This is a genomic window from Burkholderia sp. BCC1644 (assembly GCF_902833225.1).
Lineage (GTDB): Bacteria > Pseudomonadota > Gammaproteobacteria > Burkholderiales > Burkholderiaceae > Burkholderia.
This window is the reverse complement of sequence record NZ_CADFEI010000004.1, coordinates 119,554-142,470: the sequence shown is the minus strand read 5'-3', so window position 1 is coordinate 142,470 and position 22,917 is coordinate 119,554. Positions and strand designations below refer to the sequence as shown.

Here is a 22,917-nt window from a genome sequence, read left to right as displayed (position 1 = left end):
GCCGCTCGATGAATCCATCCCGCCTCTTCATTCTCCGGCCGGTCGGCACCGCCCTCCTGATGGCGGCGATCATGCTGGCCGGTCTCGTCGCGCTGCGCTTTCTGCCGCTTGCCGCGCTGCCCGAAGTCGACTACCCGACGATCCAGGTCCAGACCTTCTACCCGGGTGCGAGCCCGGAGGTGATGACCTCGTCGGTCACCGCGCCGCTCGAGCGGCAATTCGGGCAGATGCCGTCGCTGAACCAGATGTCGTCGCAAAGCTCGGCCGGCGCGTCGGTGATCACGCTGCAGTTCTCGCTCGACCTGCCGCTCGACATCGCCGAACAGGAAGTGCAGGCCGCGATCAACGCGGCCGGCAACCTGCTGCCGTCCGACCTCCCTGCCCCGCCGATCTACGCGAAGGTCAACCCGGCCGATGCGCCGGTGATCACGCTCGCCGTCAAGTCGAAGACGCTGCCGCTCACGCAAGTGCAGGACCTCGCCGACACGCGCCTCGCGATGAAGATCTCGCAGATCGCGGGCGTCGGCCTCGTCAGCCTGTCGGGCGGCAACCGGCCGGCCGTGCGGATCCAGGCGAACCCGACCGCGCTTGCGCAGTACGGGATGAACCTCGACGACCTGCGCACGACGATCTCGAACCTGAACGTGAATACGCCGAAGGGCAACTTCGACGGCCCGACGCGCGCGTACACGATCAACGCGAACGACCAGCTGACGAGCGCGGACCAGTACAACAGCGCGGTCGTCGCGTACAAGAACGGCCGCCCGGTGATGCTGACCGACGTCGCGACGGTCGTCGCCGGCTCGGAGAACACCAAGCTCGGCGCGTGGGTGAATTCCGATCCCGCGATCATCCTGAACGTGCAGCGGCAGCCGGGCGCGAACGTGATCCAGACGGTCGACGCAATCAAGGCGCAGTTGCCGAAGCTGCAGGAAACGCTGCCAGCCGCGCTCGACGTCGAGATCGTCACCGACCGCACGACGATGATCCGCGCGGCCGTGCGCGACGTGCAGTTCGAGCTGCTGCTCGCAGTCGGGCTCGTCGTGCTCGTGATGTACCTGTTCCTCGCGAACGTCTACGCGACGATCATCCCGAGCCTGTCGGTGCCGCTGTCGCTGATCGGCACGCTCGCGGTGATGTACATGGCCGGCTTCTCGCTGAACAACCTGTCGCTGATGGCGCTCACCATCGCGACCGGCTTCGTCGTCGACGATGCGATCGTGATGATCGAGAACATCGCGCGCTACGTCGAGGAAGGCGAAACGGGGCTCGAGGCCGCGCTGAAGGGCTCGAAGCAGATCGGCTTCACGATCATCTCGCTGACGGTGTCGCTGATCGCGGTGCTGATCCCGCTGCTGTTCATGGGCGACGTGGTCGGGCGCCTGTTCCACGAATTCGCGATCACGCTCGCCGTGACGATCGTGATCTCGGCGATCGTGTCGCTCACGCTCGTGCCGATGATGTGCGCGAAGCTGCTGCGCCATTCGCCGCCGCCGGAAAGCCACCGCTTCGAGGCACGCGTGCACCGCGCGATCGACTGGGTGATCGCGCGCTACGCGGTCGCGCTCGAATGGGTGCTGAACCGCCAGCGCTCGACGCTCGTCGTCGCGCTGCTGACGCTCGGGCTGACCGCCCTGCTCTATGTCTACGTTCCGAAGGGCTTCTTCCCCGCGCAGGACACCGGCGTGATCCAGGCGATCACGCAGGCGCCGCAGTCGATCTCGTACGGCGCGATGGCCGAACGGCAGCAGGCGCTCGCGGCCGAGATCCTGAAAGATCCGAACGTCGACAGCCTCACGTCGTTCATCGGCGTCGACGGCAGCAACATCACGCTGAACAGCGGCCGCATGCTGATCAACCTGAAGGCGCGCGACGATCGTTCCGAAACGTCCGCGCAGATCATCCGGGACCTGCAGCACCGCGTGTCGAACATCACGGGCATCTCGCTGTTCATGCAGTCGGTGCAGGATCTGACGATCGATTCGACCGTCAGCCCGACGCAGTACCAGTTCATGCTGACGAGCCCGAACCCGGACGAATTCGCGACCTGGGTACCGAAGCTCGTCGCGCGGCTGCAGCAGGAGCCGTCGCTCGCCGACGTCGCGACCGACTTGCAGAGCAACGGCCAGTCGGTGTACATCGAGATCGACCGCGCGAGCGCCGCGCGCTTCGGCATCACGCCGGCGACCGTCGACAACGCGCTGTACGACGCGTTCGGCCAGCGCATCGTGTCGACGATCTTCACGCAGTCGAACCAGTACCGCGTGATTCTCGAGTCGGAGCCGAAGGAGCAGCACTACGCGCAATCGCTGAACGACATCTACCTGCCGTCGGCGGGCGGCGGCCAGGTGCCGCTGTCGTCGATCGCATCGTTCCACGAGCGGCCGTCGCCGCTGCTGGTCGCGCACCTGTCGCAGTTCCCGTCGACGACGATCTCGTTCAACCTCGCGCAGGGCGCGTCGCTCGGCGAAGCCGTCAAGGCGATCGAGGCCGCCGAGAAGGACATCAACCTGCCCGCGTCGTTCCAGACGCGCTTCCAGGGTGCGGCGCTCGCGTTCCAGGCCTCGCTGTCGAACCAGCTGTTCCTGATCCTCGCGGCGGTCATCACGATGTACATCGTGCTCGGCGTGCTGTACGAGAGCTACATCCACCCGATCACGATCCTGTCGACGCTGCCGTCGGCCGGCGTCGGCGCGCTGCTCGCGCTGATGATCACCGGGCACGATCTCGACATCATCGGGATCATCGGCATCGTGCTGCTGATCGGCATCGTGAAGAAGAACGCGATCATGATGATCGACTTCGCGCTCGAGGCCGAACGCGTCGAAGGCAAGCCGCCGCGCGAGGCGATCTACCAGGCGTGCCTGCTGCGCTTCCGGCCGATCCTGATGACGACGCTCGCCGCGCTGCTCGGCGCGGTGCCGCTGATCGTCGGCTCCGGCGCGGGTTCCGAGCTGCGCCAGCCGCTCGGGATCGCGATCGCCGGCGGCCTGATCGTGTCGCAGGTGCTGACGCTGTTCACGACGCCCGTGATCTACCTCGGCTTCGACTCGCTCGCGCGCCGCGTGCGCGGCTGGTTCGAACGCCACGGCCCTGACGCCGGCACGCGCACGGATGCGTAAATGAAACGACCCCTACGCTCACTTCGTTCGCGTGGGGGGGCGCAGCCCCCCCATCTCCCGAAAACGCATCCGTCGGAACACGCGGCGGCCCAGCGAGTGCCGACATGAACCTGTCGCGCCCCTTCATCACCCGCCCCGTCGCGACGACGCTGCTCGCGATCGGCGTCGCGCTCGCGGGCCTGTTCGCGTTCATCAAGCTGCCGGTGTCGCCGCTGCCGCAGGTCGACTTCCCGACGATCTCGGTGCAGGCATCGCTGCCGGGCGCGAGCCCGGAAACGGTCGCGACCAGCGTGACGAGCCCGCTGGAGCGGCACCTAGGCTCGATCGCCGACGTGTCCGAAATGACGTCGACGAGCACGGTCGGCAACGCGCGGATCATCCTGCAGTTCGGCCTGAACCGCGACATCGACGGCGCCGCGCGCGACGTGCAGGCCGCGATCAACGCGGCGCGCGCCGACCTGCCCGCCGCGCTGAAGAGCAACCCGACCTACCGCAAGGTCAACCCGGCCGATTCGCCGATCATGATCGTGTCGCTGACCTCGGAAACGTCGTCGGCCGCGAAGCTGTACGACTCGGCGTCGACGGTGCTGCAGCAGTCGCTGTCGCAGATCGACGGGATCGGCCAGGTCTCGGTGAGCGGTTCCGCGAACCCGGCCGTGCGCGTCGAGCTCGAACCGCAGGCGCTGTTCCACTACGGGATCGGCCTCGAGGACGTGCGCGCGGCGCTGGCTTCCGCGAACGCCAACGCGCCGAAGGGCGCGATCGAATTCGGTCCGCAGCGCTACCAGCTCTATACGAACGACCAGGCCTCCCAGGCGTCGCAATACCGCGACCTCGTCGTCGCCTACCGCAACGGCTCCGCCGTACGGCTGTCCGACCTGTCCGACGTCGTCGATTCGGTCGAGGACCTGCGCAACCTCGGTTTGTCGAACGGCAAGCGCGCGGTGCTCGTGATCCTCTACCGCTCGCCCGGCGCGAACATCATCGACACGATCGACCGTGTGCGCGCGGCGCTGCCGCAGCTCACCGCGTCGCTGCCGGCCGACATCACGGTCACGCCGGTGCTCGACCGCTCGACCACCATCCGCGCGTCGCTGAAGGACACCGAGCACACGCTGCTGATCGCGGTCAGCCTCGTCGTGATGGTCGTGTTCCTGTTCCTGCGCAACTGGCGCGCGACGCTGATCCCGAGCGTCGCGGTGCCGATCTCGATCATCGGCACGTTCGGTGCGATGTACCTGCTCGGCTTCTCGATCGACAACCTGTCGCTGATGGCGCTGATCGTCGCGACCGGCTTCGTCGTCGACGATGCGATCGTCGTGCTCGAGAACATCTCGCGGCACATCGAGAACGGCAAGTCGCGCATGCAGGCCGCATTCGACGGCGCGCGCGAGGTCGGCTTCACGGTGCTGTCGATGAGCATCTCGCTCGTCGCGGTGTTCCTGCCGATCCTGCTGATGGGCGGCATCGTCGGGCGCCTGTTCCGCGAGTTCGCGCTGACGCTGTCGCTCGCGATCGCCGTGTCGCTCGCGGTGTCGCTCACCGTCACGCCGATGATGTGCGCGCGCCTGCTGCCCGAATCGCACGACCCGCGAAGCGAGGGCCGCTTCGGGCGCTTCCTCGAGCGCGGCTTCTCGCGCATGCAGCGCGGCTACGAGCGCTCGCTGTCGTGGGCGCTGCGCCGGCCGCTGCTGATCCTGCTGACCCTGTTCGCAACGATCGGGCTGAACGTCTACCTGTACATCGTCGTGCCGAAGGGCTTCTTCCCGCAGCAGGACACCGGGCTGATGATCGGCGGCATCCAGGCCGACCAGTCGACGTCGTTCCAGGCGATGAAGCTGAAATTCTCCGAGATGATGCGGATCGTGCAGAGCAACCCGAACGTGAAGAGCGTCGCGGGCTTCACGGGCGGCACGCAGACCAACTCGGGCTTCATGTTCGTCACGCTAAAGGACCGCACCGAACGCAAGCTGTCGGCCGACCAGGTGATCCAGCAGCTGCGCCCGCCGCTGGCGGACGTCGCGGGTGCGCGCACGTTCCTGCAGGCCGCGCAGGACATCCGCGTCGGCGGCCGGCAGAGCAACGCGCAGTACCAGTTCACGCTGCTCGGCGATTCGAGCGCCGACCTGTACAAGTGGGGGCCGATCCTGACCGAGGCGCTGCAGAAGCGCCCGGAGCTGACCGACGTGAACTCCGACCAGCAGCAAGGCGGCCTCGAGGCGATGGTGACGATCGACCGCGCGACGGCCGCGCGCTTCGGCATCAAGCCCGCGCAGATCGACAACACGCTGTACGACGCGTTCGGCCAGCGCCAGGTCTCGACGATCTACAACCCGCTGAACCAGTACCACGTCGTGATGGAAGTCGCGCCGAAATACTGGCAGAGCCCCGAGATGCTGAACCAGGTGTGGATCAGCACGTCGGGCGGCAGCGCGAACGGCTCGCAGACCACCAACGCGGCCGCCGGCACCTATGTCGCGACATCGGCCGGCACGTCGAGCGCCGGCACGGGTACGCAGAGCGCCGCGGCGATCGCGTCCGACTCCGCGCGCAACCAGGCGCTCAACGCGATCGCGGCGAGCGGCAAGTCGAGCGCGTCGTCGGGTGCCTCGGTGTCGACGTCGAAGTCGACGATGATCCCGCTGTCGGCGATCGCGACGTTCGGGCCGAGCACGACGCCGCTGTCGGTCAACCACCAGGGGCTGTTCGTCGCGACGACGATCTCGTTCAACCTGCCGCCGGGCGTGTCGCTGTCGCAGGCGACGCAGGTGATCTACCAGACGATGGCGCAGCTCGGCGTCCCGCCGACGATCGTCGGCAGCTTCCAGGGCACCGCGCAGGCGTTCCAGCAGTCGATGAACGACCAGCCGATCCTGATCCTCGCCGCGCTGCTGGCCGTCTACATCGTGCTCGGGATCCTGTACGAGAGCTACATCCACCCGATCACGATCCTGTCGACGCTGCCGTCGGCCGGCGTCGGCGCGCTGCTCGCGCTGCTGCTGTTCAAGACCGAGTTCAGCATCATCGCGCTGATCGGCGTGATCCTGCTGATCGGTATCGTGAAGAAGAACGCGATCATGATGGTCGACTTCGCGATCGACCAGACGCGCAACAACCAGAAGTCGTCGTTCGACGCGATCCACGAGGCATGCCTGCTGCGCTTCCGTCCGATCATGATGACGACGATGGCGGCGCTGCTGGGCGCATTGCCGCTCGCATTCGGCAGCGGCGACGGTGCCGAGCTGCGCGCGCCGCTCGGGATCGCGATCGCCGGCGGCCTGATCGTGTCGCAGGTGCTGACGCTCTATACGACGCCGGTCGTCTACCTGTACATGGACCGGTTCCGCGTGTGGGGAGAGAAGCGCCGCAACCGCCGCGGCAATACCGGCGGGCCGGCCGTCGCCGGGGAGTAACGGGAAACGGCCGGAAACGCAGCGGCGGGGCCTGCCGCTGCGCTCCGTGTGCCGACCGGCTCGCCGGACGAGCGCCGCGCCGTGCGCGGTACGCCATGTGCGGCCTCGGCCAGGAGCGGTCGGGATTCGATTCAGCAACGATCGGCCGCATCGGCCAGTACGTCCGACAGACGTTCTGCCGCTTCGCCGAGCAGCGCACGCACGTGCTGCCGCCTTGCATCGTCCGGCGTGTCGAGCGCCACGCCGATCGCAAGCGCATCGCACGCATCCACCGGCATCGCAACGATTCCGGGCGCGCCGCGTGCTTCATCGTCCCGGCCGAAGTGCCGGACGTCGCGCGTAACGCCATCTTCCGTATCCGCGCGTTGCACCGGCCGGCCGACGAAGCGTGCGCCGACGCGCGTCAGCACGCAGGCGGCCCCATCGGGCGCCGCCTGCGCGAGCACGACGACCTCCGCACGATCCCGCCCGAGCAACTGCGCGGCCAGTCCGCTGCGCGCGGACAACGCGTGCAGCACCGGCTGCGCACGCGCGAGTTCCGGCCGGGCTTTCAGGTACGCGGCAGCGACGCGTGCCGTCGCCGACCCGGGCCGGTAGCCACCGTGTGAGTCGACGCTCAGAAACTGCTGCCGGACCAGCGTCCTCAGCAGCCGCGCGATCGAGTTGCGCGGCACGCCGAGCCGGGCCGCGAGCGCGGCCGCGGTCGCGGGCGGCTGCCCCGCCGCGACCGCTTCGAGTATCGCGAGCCCGCGTGCGAGCGCGGGCACCCGGTTGCGCGCCGCATCGTCATCCATGTCGTGCGAGGTCATACAGATCCTGTGCGTTGCGCGCATAGCGGCGCGGTGCCATCCCCGACCATCGGTGGAATGCGCGCGCGAACGCCTTCTCCGACGTGTAGCCGACCCGCTCGGCAATCTCGATCAGCCGCAGCTTGCCATGCGCGAGTTCGCCACTCGCCAGATACATCCGGTACGCGGTCAGGTGAACGATCGGCGTTTCGCCGACCAGCTCCGCGAAACGCGCGCAAAAACGCGAGCGCGACATGCCGGCGTCGGCCGCGAGGCTCGCGAGCTGCCAGTTGCGGCGCGGATCGCGGTGCATCAGCGCCATCGCGCGGCCGATCTGCGGATCGGTCAGGCCCCGCAGCCAGCCCGTGTGATTCGCCGACGACTGCAAGTGCGCGCGCAACAGCTGCACGAACAGGACGTCGGCCAGACGCGTCGCGGCGACGGCCCAGCCGGGCTGGCACGCCATCGATTCCTCGATGAAACTTTGCAGCGTGCTCGCGAGCCACGGCGCGACGGCCGCGTCGTTCGCGCGGACGTGAATCAGCGGCGGCAGCACGGTGAACAGCGGGCTGCGCACGATGTCCCGATACACGACGATGCCCGTGTAAAGCTCGCTGGTCGCGCCGCCGCCGCCCGCGACGAACTCGAGCGGCGTGTCGAAGCGCGGCCGGATGCCCTTGTCTGCCATCAGCGTGTCGAACGGCACGGGCGGCTCGTCGAGCGACGACGCCATCACGTGCTCGTCGCCGTGCGGCAGCAGCACGAAGTCGCCCGGCTCGACGTGCACGGGCGCCGCGCCTGCGACCGACAGGAAGAACGGGCTGCCCGCACAGGTACGAAACGGCGCGCCCGCGACGGCCGGCTTGCGGATCGCCCACGGCGCGCTCAGCGTGAAGCGCCCGGTGACGACCGCATCGGCCCGCAGGTCGGTCAGCACATCGCTGAGTAGATCGGTCGTCATCGTCGAAACCTCCGGAGTGCGCGCCGCCGCGTCAGAAGCGCTGCTGGATGCCCGCCATCACACCGACCTGGTTCTGGCCGGCGCGGACGGTGCCGCCGGCCGCCACCGCCGACGTGCCGAGCGCGCTGTTCGTCATATAGCCGACAGACGTATAGATCATCGTACGCTTCGACAGGCTGTAGTTCGCGCGCGCGACGAACAGGTTCGAGTCGTAGCGGCCGCGCAGCAGATAGCGCACGGCCTGTGCGTCGAATGATAGCGCCGGCGTCGCGTAGACCGTGCCGCCCGCGAAAAAGATGTCCGACTGACCGTGCATGGCGGCCGCCGTGTTACGGCGGATCCACCCCGCGCCGAGCTTCGCGATGCCGAATTTCACGTAGGCGTCGACGATCGTGCGCGTGTCCGTATAACCGGGGCTCGACAGCGGCGCCGACGCGCCCGTGCCGCCGTGCATCACGTCATACGAAGCGGCCGCGCCGAATTGCGGCGCGTCGTACGCAACCATCATCGTGTACTGCCGGCATGCAACGGGGTCGCCCGGCACGTTGCCCGCGCAGTTCGTGGCCGACGGGCCGGCCGGGCCCGCCGAGTCGCGACCGGTGCTGTACGTACCGCCGAGCGTCATGCCGCCGAAGTGACCGAGGTAACCGATCGCGTTGTCGCTGCGCGCGTTCGGCAAATAGCTGTCGAAGCTCGCCATCGAGTGGATCGACGGGCCGATCACATCGGCATTGAGCAGCACCAGCATCGACATGTTCATCTGCCGCCCGAGCGTGAGCGTGCCGTACGGCGAATCGATGCCGACGTTCGCCTGCCGGCCGAAGATCCGGCCGCCGTAGTTCAGTGCACCGGAATTCAACGCGAAGCCGTTTTCGAGCACGAAGAACGTGCGGTAGCCGCCGCCGAGATCCTCGACGCCGCGTAACCCGAAGCGCGACGGCACTTCACCGGTCAGCGACGGCATGCCGGCGACCGCGCCGCCGCCCGCGGCGTTGTTGTAGTACTGCACGCCGGTGTCCACGATGCCGTACAGCGTCACGCTACCCTGCGCGTACGCGCCCGGCGATGCGGCGGCGGCGGCCGCCAGCGAGACGGCCGTCGCGGCCGAGCGAAAGGTTTTCATTGAAGTCTCCAGACCTGTTGTGTAGTTATGCTTGATATTGACCGGCGACGCGTGCGGCGGCGCTGGCCCGTGGGGGATACCCGGTCGTTCAGGTCGCGAGCGGCGTGACGAACGGCATCGCGCGCGGCCGCTCGCCGGTCGCACGCCAGATCGCATCGGCGACGGCCGGCGCAACGGGCGGCAACGCGACTTCGCCACAGCCTTGCGGATCGCGATCGCTGTCGACGATCACCACCTCGATCTTCGGCATCTCGGCCAGACCAAGCAGCGGGTAGTCGGCGAAATTGCGCTGTACGACCGCGCCGTGCTCGAACGTGATCTCGCTCCTGAACGTATTGGTCAGCGCGAAGCCGACGCCGCCTTCGACCATCTCGCGAATCAGCAGCGGATTGATCGCGCGCCCGCAATCGATGCCGCACACGATCCGTTCGAGCTTCACGTTGCCGCCCGTCACGCGCACCTCGGCGATCGTCGCGACATACGTGCTGAACGCACCGCCGCGCCCCGTGTACAGTGAATACGCGACGCCGCGCGACAGGCCGGCCGGCGCGTGACCGAACCAGTTCGCGCGCGCGGCCGTCGCGTCGAGCACGCGTAGCGCGAGCGGGTCGCGCTTCAGCAACGCGCGCCGATAGCGCACGGGATCGGCCCGCACCGTGTGCGCGAGCTCGTTCACGAAGCTCTCGAGGAAAAACACCGTCGACGTGCTGCCGACGCTGCGCATGAAGCTGACCGGGATCGGCTGCATCACCGTGACCGAGTCGACCAGCAGGTTCGGCACGTCGTAGCAAAGGTCGTACAGGCCGTCGAGCATCGTCTCGTCCCAGCCGCCCGCCTTCTCGTAGCGGTCGCGCTTGATCGCCGCATACAGCGAGTGACCGGCGACGCGCGCATGCAGCGCGACCGGCAGCCCGTCGCTGCCGAGCGCCGCGCGAAAGCGCGCGGACGCGCACGGTCGATAGAAGCCGTGACGGATGTCGTCCTCGCGCGAGCGGATCACCTTCACGGGTCGCCCGACCGCCTTCGACGCAACGGCCGCGTGCACGACGAAATCGGGCACGTACTTGCGGCCGAAGCTGCCGCCGAGAAACGTCGTGTTGACGATGACCTTCCCGGCCGGCACACCGAACAGCGACGACAGCGTCCAGCGCACCTTGTCCTGCCCCTGGATCGGCCCCCACACCTCGATCTCGTCCGCCCGCACGTGCACGGTCGCGTTGACGGGCTCCATCGTCGCGTGAACGATGTACGGCGTGTGGTAGTCGGCCTCGACGATCGTGCCGGCTTCGGCGAGATGGCGCATGGGCTCGCCGATCTGCGCGGCGACCACTGCGTGTTCCGCCTGCAACGCGCCCTTGCGCTGGGCGAGGATCGTTGCGCTGTCGAACGCCGGCGTCGAACCCGCATCCCACACGATGTCCGCCGCGTCGCACGCCTTCTTCGCCTGCCAATAGGTGTGCGCGACGACGATCACTGCATCCTTCGCGAGTACGACGTCCGCCACGCCCGGCATCGCGCGCAGTGCGTCGCGGTTCTTCACGGCCGTCGGTCGGCCGTTCAGCGTCGGTGCCATCGTCAGCGCGCCGACCAGCATGTCGGGCACCTGCACGTCGATCCCGTAGATCGCACTGCCGTCGACCTTCGCGGGCACGTCGAGCTTGTGCAGCGGGCGCCCGATCAGCGTGTGGGCAGACGCCGGCTTCAACCGCGGTTGCGGATCGTGCGGCAGCTTCGCGGCGGCGTCGACGAGTTCCCCGTATGACAGCGACCGGCCACTCGGCGCATGGATCACGCGGCCGTCGCGCGTCACGCACTGCGTGTCGCGCACGCCGAGCCGCGCGGCGCCGGCGCGCAGGAACGCCGAGCGCGCCTGCGCGCCGGCAATGCGCAGCCGCGTGTAGAACATCGTCGCCGACATCGACGCACCGACGAACTGCTGCGGCGCCTCGTTCGCGGCGTCGATCCGGTACGCGTCGCGCCCCGTGACGAACTCGACCGTCACACTGCGCCAGTCGGCATCCATCTCGTCGGCGAGCACCTGCGGCAGCCCCGTGTAGACACCCTGCCCGACTTCCGCCTGCGACAGGCCGATGATCGTGCTGCCGTCGGCGTCGACGCGCACCCAGTCGTTGATTTCGCGAAAGCGCGCGCCGTCGCCGGCCGCCTGCACGACGTCACCGATTGCAAGCGGCAGCAGCAGGCTTCCCGCGAGCGCGACGCCGCCCTTCAGGAACCCGCGCCGAGACGCATTCGGCACATCCGGTGCCCGCCCCGCATCAGCCGGCCGCGACATGGATCGCCTCGCGAATGCGTTGGTAGGTCGCGCAGCGGCACAGGTTCGTGACGGCCTGGTCGATCTGCGCGTCGGTCGGCTTACGGTGCCGAGCGAGCAGCGCGGCGGTGGCCATCACCATTCCCGACTGGCAGTAGCCGCACTGCGGCACGTCCTTCTCGATCCACGCGCGCTGCACCGGGTGCGAGCGATCGTGCGACAGCCCCTCGATCGTCGTGACCGAACGGCCCGCGACGCTCACGGCCGGCAGCACGCACGAACGCGCGGCCTCACCGTCGAGATGCACGGTGCATGCGCCGCATGCACCGATGCCGCAGCCGTATTTGGTACCGGTGAGCCGGGCCGAGTCGCGAATGACCCACAGCAGCGGCGTATCGGGATCGCCGTCGAAATCGAACGGCCGGCCGTTCAGCGTGAAGCGCATCGTCTGTCTCCCTGTCTGGCATCGCCGGTTCGTCATCCGGCGGATGACGGCGATGGTTGACAGAGATTCTTGGCGGCGCAAAAAGCCGCGCCAATGACCTTTGCTCCCGAAAAAGTAGCCGATCGTCCAGATCGTTTCAGCCGACGAATCGCGCTCGGTCGCCGAAGCTGACCCCACGTTGGCCTCGGAACCGGCTTGCACGCCCGGGACGATCAACTATCGTGTGTCCATGACCACCCTCGCGCCCCTTTGCCGGGAATCCGCCATGAACGTCCAGCTGAACCATACGATCGTCTGGTGCCACGACAAGCGCGCGTCGAGCCGCTTCCTCACCGAACTCCTGGAATTGCCGCCGCCGACGCCGTTCGGCGCGATGCTGGTCGTCGCGCTCGACAACGGCGTGTCGCTCGATTTCTACGAACAGGCGGGGGAAATCAGGTCGCAGCATTACGCGTTCCTACTCGACGAAGCCGGTTTCGACCGCGTGCTGGCGCGCATCCGCGAGCGCGGGCTGGCGCACTGGGCCGATCCGGCGAAGCGGCAGCCCGATGACATCTACCACCACAACGGCGGGCGCGGCGTGTACTTCGACGATCCGGACGGCCACTTCCTCGAAGTGATGACGCGGCCGTATGCGCTGAACGGCTAGCGCGGCAGGCCGGCGTCGCGCCGGCCTGCAGGGTGCGGATGCCGTTACTCGGCCGCCGCCGTCTTGCGCGGACGACGCGCGCGCGGTGCGGCCTTGCGGGCCGGCTTCTTCTTGGCAGCGACCGGCGCTTCGGCAGCGGCTTCGGCATGCGCTTCGACCGGCGCCGTGTCGTGCGACGGCTGCGCGGCAGCAGTCTCGCCACCGCGATCGTCGGCCGCCGTCCCGGCATGCGTCACGTCCACGTGCGGCGCATCGCCCCGCTCCGCGTCGCGATGCGCGTCGTCGGCATGCTTGCCGTGCGCGTGCTTGTCGCCGCCGTGCTTCGCCGCGCCGGCGCTCTTCGCGGCGGCCCCCTTCTTCGCCCCGGTCTTCTTCGCCGCGCTCTTGCGCGCACGCTTGCGGCCATCCTGCGCTTCGCCGTGCACCTCGGCCGCTTCGATCGTTTCAGCAGGCGCAACCGGCACGACGTCGGCAAACTCGGCCGTCTCCACCGCTTCCGCCTCGACCTGCACGCTTTCGTGCACGACCGCTTCCGCCCGCTGCCCGCGGCGTTGCGCATGGCGCCCGGCCCGCGCCGGCTCCGCCGCACGCGTGCCGTGGTGCGCGCCGCCGTCACCGGCCGGCGCGACATGCTCCACGGCCGCCGGCTGGCGGGCCCGCGACACGAACGCGCCCGACTTGTCGTCACGCCCCACTTCGAGCAGGCCGCGCGCCTGCGCTTCGTCGAGCAGGTTGCCGAACGCGCGGAATCCGTAATACGACTCGTTGAAATCCGGCTTGCGGCGCTTGATCGCGCTCTTGAGCACCGACGCCCAGATCTTGCCGACGTCGTCGCGCTCCGACGCGAGCGCATCGAACGTCTCGACCGCCAGCGCGATCGCCTCGGCCTTGCGCGCGTCCAGGTCGTGCTTGCGCGACGACGGCTCGTCGGGCCGCTTCGCCCCGCCGTTGCCCGCACGCTGCTGCTGTTCGCGTTTCGCGAGCGTGCGCTGCTGCTCGCGCACCAGGTCGTCGTAGAAGATGAATTCGTCGCAGTTCGCGACCAGCAGGTCCGACGTCGATTTCTTCACGCCGACGCCGATCACCTTCTTCGCGTTCTCGCGCAGCTTCGACACGAGCGGCGAAAAATCCGAGTCGCCGCTGATGATCACGAACGTGTCGACGTGCGACTTCGTGTAGCAGAGGTCGAGCGCATCGACGACGAGCCGGATGTCGGCCGAATTCTTGCCCGACTGGCGCACGTGCGGAATCTCGATCAGCTCGAAGCTCGCCTCGTGCATCGACGCCTTGAAGCCCTTGTAGCGATCCCAGTCGCAATAGGCCTTCTTCACGACGATGCTGCCCTTCAGCAGCAGGCGCTCCAGCACGGGCTTGATGTCGAATTTCTCGTACTTCGCGTCGCGCACGCCGAGCGCGACGTTCTCGAAGTCGCAGAACACGGCCATGCTGACGTTGTCCAGGGGTAATGCCATGTGTACTCCAACCGGTGGGCCGACGCGTTGTATGACGGTGCGGCGAAAAAAGCATCGCGCACATGATAGCCGGTCGGCGCGTCATTCCCGCATTCGTGTACATGAATGAACGCCCGAACGCCAGTCGAGGCGTCGCAGATCGCATGCCCGCGCCGGGATGCCTGTGCGGCAAAGCCCAATGCGGGTATGCCCGCTGCCGGTACGCCCCTTAATACGCACCCGCCGCCGGGGCAAATCGACATTACACTTGAGTTATCGGTCGTCCGTCCCTATCTGAACGGATGACGCATCGAGCAAGGAGCGGTTTCATGACAACGAAGGTACTGCTGATTGGCGCGACCGGCCGAACGGGCCAGGCCTGCGCGGATCTGCTGCTCAAGCAGCCGGAGTTCGAGGTCACGGCGCTCGTGCGCCGGCACGGCTATGCGCTGGCGGGCGCACGGGTCGTCGAGGCCGATCTGACGAACGATTTCTCGCACGCATTCCAGGGCATCACGCACGTGATCTACGCGGCCGGCTCGGCCGAATCGGAGGGCGCGGCCGAAGAGGAACAGGTCGACCGCGATGCGGTGGCCCGCGCGGCCGAATACACGCTGGCCTACAACGCGCAGAAGCTCGTGGTGATCAGTTCGCTGTCGGCCTACCGGCCCGAACAGGCGCCGGATGCGCTGCGCCACTATTCGCAGATGAAGCGCGAAGGCGACGACGGCGTGACGGCCTCGGGCGTCGACTACGTGATCCTGCGCCCGGGCCCGCTCACGGACGATCCGGGCGTCGGCAAGATCGCGCTGACCGATGCGTGGCTCGATCCCGCGCCGCCGGTATCGCGCCAGGACGTCGCGTGGGCCGCGATCGAGGCGATCAAGCTCGGCATCTCGCGCAAGATCGTCGGCTTCGTCGGCGGCAGCGTGCCGATCGAGCAGGCCTTGCGCGCGTAGCAACCGGTCGCGCGCCGCCGCCCGGCGGCGCGTGCTCCCGTGCCCGCGACCCGCACGACGGGCCGCGTCGTCGCCTCGGGTGCGCGCTTACTGCTTCGGATGCGCGTCGGCCCACGCCTTCACGGCGGCGAGCGTGTTCTCGACGTGCTTGTCGGGCGACAGGCTCGTGTACTCGTACAGGATCTTCCCTTCCGGCGAGATCACGTACGACACGCGATTCGCGCGGTCGAGCGCCGGCAGCTTCGCGTCGTATTCACGGATGATCTTCGCGTCCGGATCGGCCGCGACCGGGAACTTGCTCCGGCACTCGCTCACCGAGAACTTCGTCAGCGTGTCGATATTGTCGGCCGATACGCCGATCACCGTCGCGCCGTAAGCCTTGTAACGGTCGACCGCATCCGCGAACGCATGCGCCTCGATCGTGCAGCCCTTCGTGAACGCGGCCGGGTAGAAATACAGCACGACCGGCCCCTGCTTCAGCGCATCGGCGAGCGAGTACGTGTAAGTCTTGCCGCCCAGCGACGCCTGCGTCGTGAAGTCCGGCGCAGCAGCACCCGGCTTCAGTTCCGCCTGCGCCATCAGCGCATGGCCGGCCACCAGCGCCGCCACGGCGCCCAGCAACAGTTTTCGCTTCATCTGCGTCCTCATTTCTTATAAAGTCAGCCTCAATGTAGGCCACGCCGGCGTTCGCCTGTCGAACATCCGGTTTGCGATCCGGACCAGCGGCAGCGCCATCCGCGGCCGGCCCGTTAAAGATTCCGCACAGTCTGCCGTTATTCCTTGCGGACAACCGGTTCCAGCCCTTCACGTCAGCGAGAAACATGGAAGCCAACAGGAAACAGACGTCACGCAAGGGCTCCTGGCGCAGTGCCTTGCATACGCTGCGCCGCTTCGCCTGGTCGGGCGGCGCGCTGATGCCCGCGCGCGCCGGCGCGCCGCGCCGCGACGACTCCGTGCGCAACTGGCTGGAACAGACGGTCGGCACGGTGGACTTCCTCGCCCATGTCGACCGCGAGCTGCGCTTTCTGTACGTGTCCGACGCGAGCCTGCGCTTCATCGGCTACCACCGCGACTACCTGCATACGCTGACGCTGCGCGACCTGATCGCCGAACAGGATACCTCGGCGCTCGAAGGCCTGCTTGCGCGCGCGGCGCGCTCCGGCCAGGTCGAGAAGGCGACGATGTGCATCGTCAAGTCGCTCACCTATCCGCTGGACGTCGAGGTCCGCGCGTTCAAGAGCCGCCACCACGGTGTCGACGGTTTCGCGATCGCGGCATTCGACGTGTCGTCGTGGCGCGCGCTCGAGGCGAAGCTGACGTACGAAATGCACCATGACCCGATGACGGGGCTCGACAACCTGTCCGCGCTCGTGCCGGCGCTGATGCGCGCGCAGCAGACCGCCGACGAGGACGGCACCTGCGCGGCGCTGCTGCTGCTCGACCTCGACGACTACCAGCGGATCAACCGCGCGCTCGGCTACGACGCGGGCGACACGCTGCTGCGCGAGACCGCGCAGCGGCTGAAGGCGCTCGTCACGCCGAACGAGCGGCTCGCGCGCGTCGCGAGCGACAAGTTCGCGGTCGTGCTCGGCGCATCCGGCCGCACGCAGGCGAGCCATGCCGCCGACGCGCTCGCGCGCCGGCTGCAGGCCGCGGTGCGCGAGCCCTACGTGTACCAGGGGCAGACCGTGCACTTGTCCGCGAGCATCGGCATCGCGCTGTATCCGGACGAACGGGCCGCGCCGCATCGCGCGCAGCATCACAGCCCGCTGCTGCGCCGCGCCGACCACGCGCTCGCGCAGGCGAAGGCATCGGGCGGCAACGCGCTCGCGTTCCACGCGCCGGTCGACGATCCGGCCGACGCCGAACGGCTGAAGCTCGAAGCCGACCTGTACGACGGCGTGCGCAACGGCGAGTTCTCGCTCCATTTCCAGCCGATCACGCGCAGCCAGTCGGGCGCGGTGGTCGGCGTCGAGGCGCTGATCCGCTGGCGCCATCCGGTACACGGCCTGGTGCCGCCGGCGACCTTCATTCCGCTCGCCGAATCGACCGGCCTGATCAACTACCTCGGCAACTGGGTGCTCAAGGCCGCGTGCATGCAGCTCGTCGCGTGGGACCGCCAGGGGCTCGCGCTGCAGTACGTGGCCGTCAACGTGTCGCCGCAGCAGTTCCGCGACCCGCGCTTCACGCAGAGCGTGCGCGAGGCGATCGCGCTGACGGGCATCGACCCGCGCCGCATCGTGCTCGAAATCACCGAAAGCCTGCTGATGCACGATCCCGCCCATGCGAAAGTGCTGCTCGAGGAGCTGACCGATCTCGGCATCCGCTTCGCGATCGACGATTTCGGCACCGGCTATTCGAGCCTCGCCTACCTGCAGCGCTTCCCGCTCGCGAAACTGAAGATCGACCGCAGCTTCGTCGAGAACCTGCTGACGTCGCGCAACGACCGCGCGATCGTATCGGCGGTGGTCGGACTCGCGCAGACACTCGATCTCGAACTCGTCGCCGAAGGCGTCGAGACCGAGGCGCAGCGCGAACTGCTGACGGAGATGGGCTGCAATCACATCCAGGGCTGGCTCGTCTGCCAGGCGCTGCCGTCCGAGGAGCTCGCGCGGCGCTTCGAGGCGCAGCAGCTGCACCTGCACGCCGCCGCCTGACGCGCGCGGCGAACCGGACAGATCCGTATGTCAATCACCGAACACATGCCCCGCACGGCCTTGCTGGACAAGCTGTGGGCCCGGATGAGCGAACGGGGCGACTTCCCGCTGCTGTCGGAATCGCTGCGTGCGACGATGGCCGCGATGAAGAACGACGACCTCGACTTCACCGCGCTCGTGCGCGTCGTGCTGTCGGACTTCGCGCTCACGCAGAAAGTGCTGCGGCTCGCGAACTCCGCGATGTACATGGCATTCGGCGGCAACATCACGACCGTGACCCGAGCGCTGATGGTGCTCGGCATGGACGCCGTCGGCCATCTGGTCGTCGGGCTGAAGCTCGTCGACCATTTCCACCACAGCACACCGCGGCGCATCGACGCGAAGCTCGAACTCAACCGGGCGCTGCTGTCCGGCTGCGTCGCGCGCAAGCTCACCGAGCGCGCCGACCTGCGCGCGGGCGAGGAAGCCGTCGTCTGCACGCTGATGCGCCAGGTCGGCAAGCTGCTCGTGGTCTGCTATCTCGACAGCGAATGGGACAAGATCCGCCGCCGCGCGGCCGAGATGCACGGCGACGAATCGGCCGCCTGCGTCGAGGTGCTCGGCGTCGGCTTCGACGAGATCGGGCTCGAGGCGGCGACGCGCTGGCGGCTGCCCGACATGATCCGGGACGGCATCGCCGACGATCATCACCACGTGAACCGCGTCGACGCGTTCGGCCGCGAACTCGCCGCCGACGAGGACATGATCGAACGCGTGACCTGGCTGCGCGCGGTGAGTCGCTGCTCGACCGACGTCGCGAGTGCACTCGCGATGCCCGACGGTCCGCAGCGCGATGCGCATATCACGGCGCTCGCGCAGCACTATGCGCTGCCGCTCGATACGGAACCCGACGCGCTCGTCGAGATCGCCGACCGGCTCGCGCACGAGGAAGCCAGCGACACCGTGATGCGCGAGATCGTCGAGCTGCGCGCGAACGCCGATGCGATCGCGCGCGCGCAGGCCGAGCCCGAGGCCTGCCTCGAGGCCGGCCTCGCCGATCTGCGGGCGCTGCCGTCCGAGCACGTGCTGACGCCGGTGCTCGCACTGGCGTCGGAAAGCCTGCTCGCGAGCCTCGCGTTCACGCGCACCGTCACGTTCGTCCGGCACGACGACGGCACGTTCGCCGCGCGCCTGGGCTTCGGTCCCGGCGTCGACGCGGCGCTCTACCGGCTGCGCTTCGACGAGCGCTTCGAGCCGGACGTGTTCCATCTCGCGATCACCAATTCGGTCGGCATCTTCATCGAGCAGGCGCAGGAACCGAAGATGCTCAAGCGCCTGCCCGCGTGGTATCTCGACGTGTTCGACGATACGCGCGCGTTCGTGCTGCTGCCGGTGCGCGTCGATGCGACGACGGTCGCGCTGCTGTACGGCGACTGGGCCGGCGCGCAGCCGGCCCGCAAGATCTCGCAACAGGAAATGAGCATCCTCAACGAGCTTGCGCGCGAACTGGGGCGGTTCTTTCCCGCGCAGCACGGCTGACCGCCGGCCGGCCCCCGCCGTTCCCGAGCCGCAAAAGCAAACCGGCCGCATCAGCGGCCGGTTTTTTTGCTTCGTGCGTTCGAACGCTACGCTTACTTGAGCGTCACGGGCACGCTGAAGTACTTCTTCGCGAGGTTGTCGATCGTGCCGTCGGCCTTCAGATCCTTCAGTGCCTGATCGAGCGCGGTCTTCAGCGCCGCGTCGTTCTTGCGCAGGCCGAAACCGACGCCCGAGCCGAGGATTTCGGTGTCGCTGACGGTGCCGCCCGCGAACGCGAAGCCCTGGCCTTGCGGCTTCGTCAGGAAGCCCTTCGAGCCGGCTTCCGAATCCTGGAACGTCGCGTCGAGACGGCCCGACTTCAGGTCGGCATACGCCAGATCCTGCGTCTGGTACGGCACGACTTCAACGCCGGCCGGCGCCCACTTCTTCTTTGCGTACGCTTCCTGGATCGTGCCTTGCAGCACGCCGACGCGCTTGCCCTTCAGCGACTGCGGGGTCGGCAGCAGGCCGCTGCCCTGCTTCGCGATCAGCTGGTTCGGAATCGTGTAGATCGGGTCGGTGAACGCGATCGCGTGCTTGCGCTGGTCCGTGATCGTCATGTCCGAGTTGATCGCGTCGAACTTGCGCGCCTGCAGCGCGGGGATCAGGCCGTCGAAGTCGTTCTCGACCCACACGCACTTCGTCTTCAGCTTCGCGCACACCGCGTTGCCGATGTCGATGTCGAAGCCGGTCAGCTTGCCGTCGGGCGTCTTGTATTCGAACGGTGCGTACGAGGCCTCGACGCCGAACCGGATCTCCTTCAGATCCGCGGCAAACGCGCTGCCTGCCGCCACGGCCGATGCCGCCACCACCGCATGCGCGGCCACTTTACGCCAATCCAACTTCATCAGGTGCTCTCCTCGATACTCGAATGTTCCGGAACTACGGGCGCATGCATCATTGCAGGGTCGGATGACCACGACAATGCGGCTGCCGCGCCGTGATGCGGCGCAACAGCCGCAAGGCCGCGATTGTACCAATCCGCGCGGCCCGATATGGCAAAGCGGCCGCCGGTGCGCGATGCTGCGGTGCGCATACGACACCGGCCGGGCCTGCCATCGAACTTGCAAGACGATGTCGCAAATACGCAAGGCGGGTCGCGCGCGGGGGCGCGACCGGGCCGATCGGTCAGACGAGTGCCGCGATCGTCTCGCGCGTCGTGTCGACGACGAGCAGGCCCGCGCGCAGGCCGGGCTTCACGGTCGGGTTCGGGAACACGATCCGTTCCTCGTCGTGCGTCACCGTGTAGCGGTAGTCGCCGTCCTGCGCGAGCACCGTGCCACGTGCGAATGCGGTGAAGTTCGCGACATCGGCCGCGACGAACAGCTCGAGCGCGTCGCTCTGCTTCGTGATCTGGTCGATCACCGTGAACACGCGCGGCAACGGCGGATGGCCGCCCTGCGCCTCACCATCGGCCGACGCCCCCGACACCAGCTTGCGCACCGCGCGGTCGGCCGGCGCGAAGCGCGTCAGGTCGTTCTGGCCGAACGGCCGCACCTTGCCGAGTTCGAGCGTGCACGCGAGCGCGCCGCAGTGCTCGGCCGTGAAGTGCGAATACGTGTTGCCCTTCGCGGTGTGCAGCAGCACGGCCGCGATGCGCGCATCGCCGAGCCATTCGACCATCGCGCGCGTCGGCGGCGTACCCGTGTGCGGCAGCAGTGCGAACTGCTCGAACACCGATGCGCGGATCGCCGTGTGCATGTCGATATGCCAGCGCGCGCCGCCCGCCGGTGCGGCCGCGAAGAACGCGGCGGCGGCCGCTTCGAGCTGCCCGGCGCGCGGCGCTTCGCGGCTCGCGGGAACCTGCGTGTGACGGCCGCTGAACAGGCGGTTCAGGTCGTCGTCGAGATAACGCTCGCCCGCGCGCATCGCCGGCACGTTGCCGAGCACGACGAGCAGCCGGCACGCGAGCGGCAGCGCACCCGACGCGAGATCGCACACGAGCATCGACAGCAGCTCGATCGGCGCCGTCTCGTCGCCATGCACGCCGGCCGACACGAGCACGCTCGCGCGCGCCGCGTCATCCGCCGTGACCGGTTCGAGCACGAGCAGCCCGTCGCCCGGCCATTGCCAGCGCACCGCGCCGCCCGCGCAGGTACCGCCCTGTTCGGCCGGCGCGCCGCCGGCCAGCGTGAACGCGAGAAAGTCGTCGAGCAGCGCGGTGGCGGGCATCCGTGCCTCAGCGCTGGAAGTCATACAGCGAACCGACGCGCAGGATCTGCGTGAGTTCGTCGAGCGCCGAGCGCGATTCGTCGAGCAGCGCCGGATCGGCGAGGTCTGCCGGTGCGAGGCGATCGCGGTAGTGCTTGTCGATCCACGCGTCGAGCGACGCGAACAGCGTGTCGTTGATCCACACGTTCGACGTGACGGCCGCACGCTCCGCGTCGTTCAGCACGACGCGCAGGCGCAGGCAGGCAGGGCCGCCGCCGTTCTTCATGCTTTCGCGCAGGTCGAACACGAGCACGTCGTGAATCGGGCCGTTGCCGGCCGCGAGTTCGTCGAGATAGGCCGCGACGTTCGCGTTCTCGCGGCATTCCTGCGGCACGACGAGCACTTGCGAGCCGTCCGCGCGCGACAGCAGCTGGCTGTTGAACAGGTACGACGTCACCGCGTCGTTCACGCTCACGGCAGCTTCCGGCACCTCGATCACGTTCAGGCGCGCACCGCGTGCGTCGAGCGCGGCGGTCAGCGTGTCGTAGATCGCCTGCTTGTTGACGAACGCGCGCTCGTGCGTGAACAGCGTGTCGCGGTTGCCGACCGAGATCACGTCGTTGTGGAACACACCCGCGTCGATCACGTCCGGATCCTGCTGCGCATAGACCGTCGCTTCTTCGGCGAGACCATGGCGATGCGCGACCGCGCGGCTCGCCTCGAAGGTCTGGCGCGCCGGGAAGCGCTTCGGCTCGGGCCCGCGGCGGTATTCCGCGCGGCCGTACACGAAGAACTCGATGCCCGGCTTGCCGTATTCGGCGCAAAAGCGCGTGTGGTTCGCCGCGCCTTCGTCGCCGAGTGCCGGCGTGCCCGTCAGCGCTTCATGCACCGCGAAGTGCGCGGGATCGGCGAACAGCGTCGACAGCGTGCGGCGCGTCGCGTCGTGCTCGATCGCGCGATGCAGCTTGCTGCACAGGTTCGCCGGCGTGAAGTGCACGCGGCCGTCGCTCGTGTCGGCCGACGGGCTGACGGTGGCCGCGTTCGCGGTCCACATCGCCGACGCCGAGCTCGCCGCGGCGAGCAGCTCGGGCGCCTGCTTCGCGGCCTTCGCGATCACGTCCGCGTCCTTGCCCGAGAAGCCGAGCTCGCGCAACAGGCGCAGCGACGGCCGCTCCTGCGGCGGCAGCACACCCTGTGCGAAACCGAGATCCGCGAGCTGCTTCATCTTGCGCAGCCCTTGCTTCGCGGCGGCCTTCGGGTTCGCGGCCGACTTCTCGTTGTTGAGCGACGCCACGTTGCCGAACGACAGCCCGGCGTAGTTGTGGGTCGGGCCGACGAGCCCGTCGAAATTGGCTTCTTGTGCGTTCAT

Annotated in this window: 16 protein-coding genes; 6 read left to right on the top strand and 10 right to left on the bottom strand. The window is 68.3% G+C overall.

Annotation, left to right across the window (positions count from 1 at the left end):
- Positions 1-8 precede the first annotated feature (8 nt).
- Together HWX87_RS09480 and HWX87_RS09475 are read left to right on the top strand one after the other, a co-directional pair.
- Positions 9-3,122 carry an MdtB/MuxB family multidrug efflux RND transporter permease subunit gene (locus tag HWX87_RS09480; protein WP_176046897.1) on the top strand — a complete coding sequence of 1,038 codons (3,114 nt, stop codon included), beginning with the start codon at positions 9-11 and terminating at the stop codon, positions 3,120-3,122.
- Positions 3,123-3,226: 104 nt separating this feature from the next.
- Complete coding sequence (locus HWX87_RS09475) at positions 3,227-6,535, top strand: efflux RND transporter permease subunit (protein WP_176046896.1); 3,309 nt, start codon at positions 3,227-3,229, stop codon at positions 6,533-6,535.
- Positions 6,536-6,666: 131 nt separating this feature from the next.
- Here HWX87_RS09475 and HWX87_RS09470 read toward each other — a convergent pair whose 3' ends face one another.
- From HWX87_RS09470 to HWX87_RS09450, 5 genes are all read right to left on the bottom strand, one after another.
- Entirely contained in the window at positions 6,667-7,344 is a 678-nt protein-coding gene (locus HWX87_RS09470) for a helix-turn-helix domain-containing protein (protein ID WP_176046895.1), read from the bottom strand.
- Complete coding sequence (locus tag HWX87_RS09465) at positions 7,322-8,284, bottom strand: AraC family transcriptional regulator (protein WP_176046894.1); 963 nt, start codon at positions 8,282-8,284, stop codon at positions 7,322-7,324. The genes HWX87_RS09470 and HWX87_RS09465 overlap by 23 nt, the downstream gene beginning before the upstream one ends.
- Positions 8,285-8,315: 31 nt before the next feature.
- The gene (locus HWX87_RS09460) at positions 8,316-9,407 is read right to left on the bottom strand and encodes a porin (RefSeq protein WP_176046893.1); all 1,092 of its coding nucleotides are present in this window, start codon (positions 9,405-9,407) and stop codon (positions 8,316-8,318) included.
- A gap of 88 nt (positions 9,408-9,495) precedes the next feature.
- Complete coding sequence (locus tag HWX87_RS09455) at positions 9,496-11,700, bottom strand: molybdopterin cofactor-binding domain-containing protein (protein WP_176046892.1); 2,205 nt, start codon at positions 11,698-11,700, stop codon at positions 9,496-9,498.
- Positions 11,684-12,124: a (2Fe-2S)-binding protein gene (locus tag HWX87_RS09450; protein ID WP_176046891.1), complete on the bottom strand. Its 441-nt coding sequence runs from the start codon at positions 12,122-12,124 to the stop codon at positions 11,684-11,686. The genes HWX87_RS09455 and HWX87_RS09450 overlap by 17 nt, the downstream gene beginning before the upstream one ends.
- A gap of 265 nt (positions 12,125-12,389) precedes the next feature.
- On the opposite strand from HWX87_RS09450, the gene HWX87_RS09445 reads away from it, so the two are divergent.
- A complete protein-coding gene (locus HWX87_RS09445; RefSeq protein WP_176046890.1) occupies positions 12,390-12,773 on the top strand; it encodes a VOC family protein in 384 nt (127 codons plus the stop codon).
- Positions 12,774-12,817: 44 nt separating this feature from the next.
- On the opposite strand, the gene HWX87_RS09440 is transcribed toward HWX87_RS09445, so the two are convergent.
- Complete coding sequence (locus HWX87_RS09440) at positions 12,818-14,245, bottom strand: NYN domain-containing protein (RefSeq protein WP_176046889.1); 1,428 nt, start codon at positions 14,243-14,245, stop codon at positions 12,818-12,820.
- Between the two features lie 308 nt (positions 14,246-14,553).
- Between HWX87_RS09440 and HWX87_RS09435 the strand changes: the two genes are divergently transcribed.
- Positions 14,554-15,183, top strand: coding sequence for an NAD(P)H-binding protein (locus HWX87_RS09435; RefSeq protein WP_176046888.1), 630 nt, complete (start codon positions 14,554-14,556; stop codon positions 15,181-15,183).
- An 87-nt stretch (positions 15,184-15,270) separates the two neighbouring features.
- Here HWX87_RS09435 and HWX87_RS09430 read toward each other — a convergent pair whose 3' ends face one another.
- On the bottom strand, positions 15,271-15,819 hold the full coding sequence (locus HWX87_RS09430; RefSeq protein WP_176046887.1) for a peroxiredoxin: 549 nt from the start codon (positions 15,817-15,819) through the stop codon (positions 15,271-15,273).
- Positions 15,820-16,097: 278 nt separating this feature from the next.
- Here HWX87_RS09430 and cdpA point away from each other — a divergent pair, with 278 nt between their 5' ends.
- A complete protein-coding gene (gene cdpA, locus HWX87_RS09425) occupies positions 16,098-17,840 on the top strand; it encodes a cyclic di-GMP phosphodiesterase CdpA (RefSeq protein ID WP_208456526.1) in 1,743 nt (580 codons plus the stop codon).
- A 27-nt stretch (positions 17,841-17,867) separates the two neighbouring features.
- Positions 17,868-19,358 (top strand): HDOD domain-containing protein, encoded by a 1,491-nt coding sequence (locus HWX87_RS09420; protein ID WP_176046885.1) that lies wholly within the window; start codon positions 17,868-17,870, stop codon positions 19,356-19,358.
- 92 nt (positions 19,359-19,450) lie between these two features.
- Here the strand turns inward: HWX87_RS09420 and HWX87_RS09415 are convergent, their stop codons facing one another.
- The 3 genes from HWX87_RS09415 to astB form a co-directional block, all read right to left on the bottom strand.
- Positions 19,451-20,245, bottom strand: coding sequence for an ABC transporter substrate-binding protein (locus tag HWX87_RS09415; protein WP_111017476.1), 795 nt, complete (start codon positions 20,243-20,245; stop codon positions 19,451-19,453).
- A gap of 280 nt (positions 20,246-20,525) precedes the next feature.
- Entirely contained in the window at positions 20,526-21,569 is a 1,044-nt protein-coding gene (astE, locus tag HWX87_RS09410; RefSeq protein ID WP_176047155.1) for a succinylglutamate desuccinylase, read from the bottom strand.
- Between the two features lie 7 nt (positions 21,570-21,576).
- On the bottom strand, positions 21,577-22,917 hold the full coding sequence (gene astB, locus HWX87_RS09405; protein ID WP_176046884.1) for an N-succinylarginine dihydrolase: 1,341 nt from the start codon (positions 22,915-22,917) through the stop codon (positions 21,577-21,579).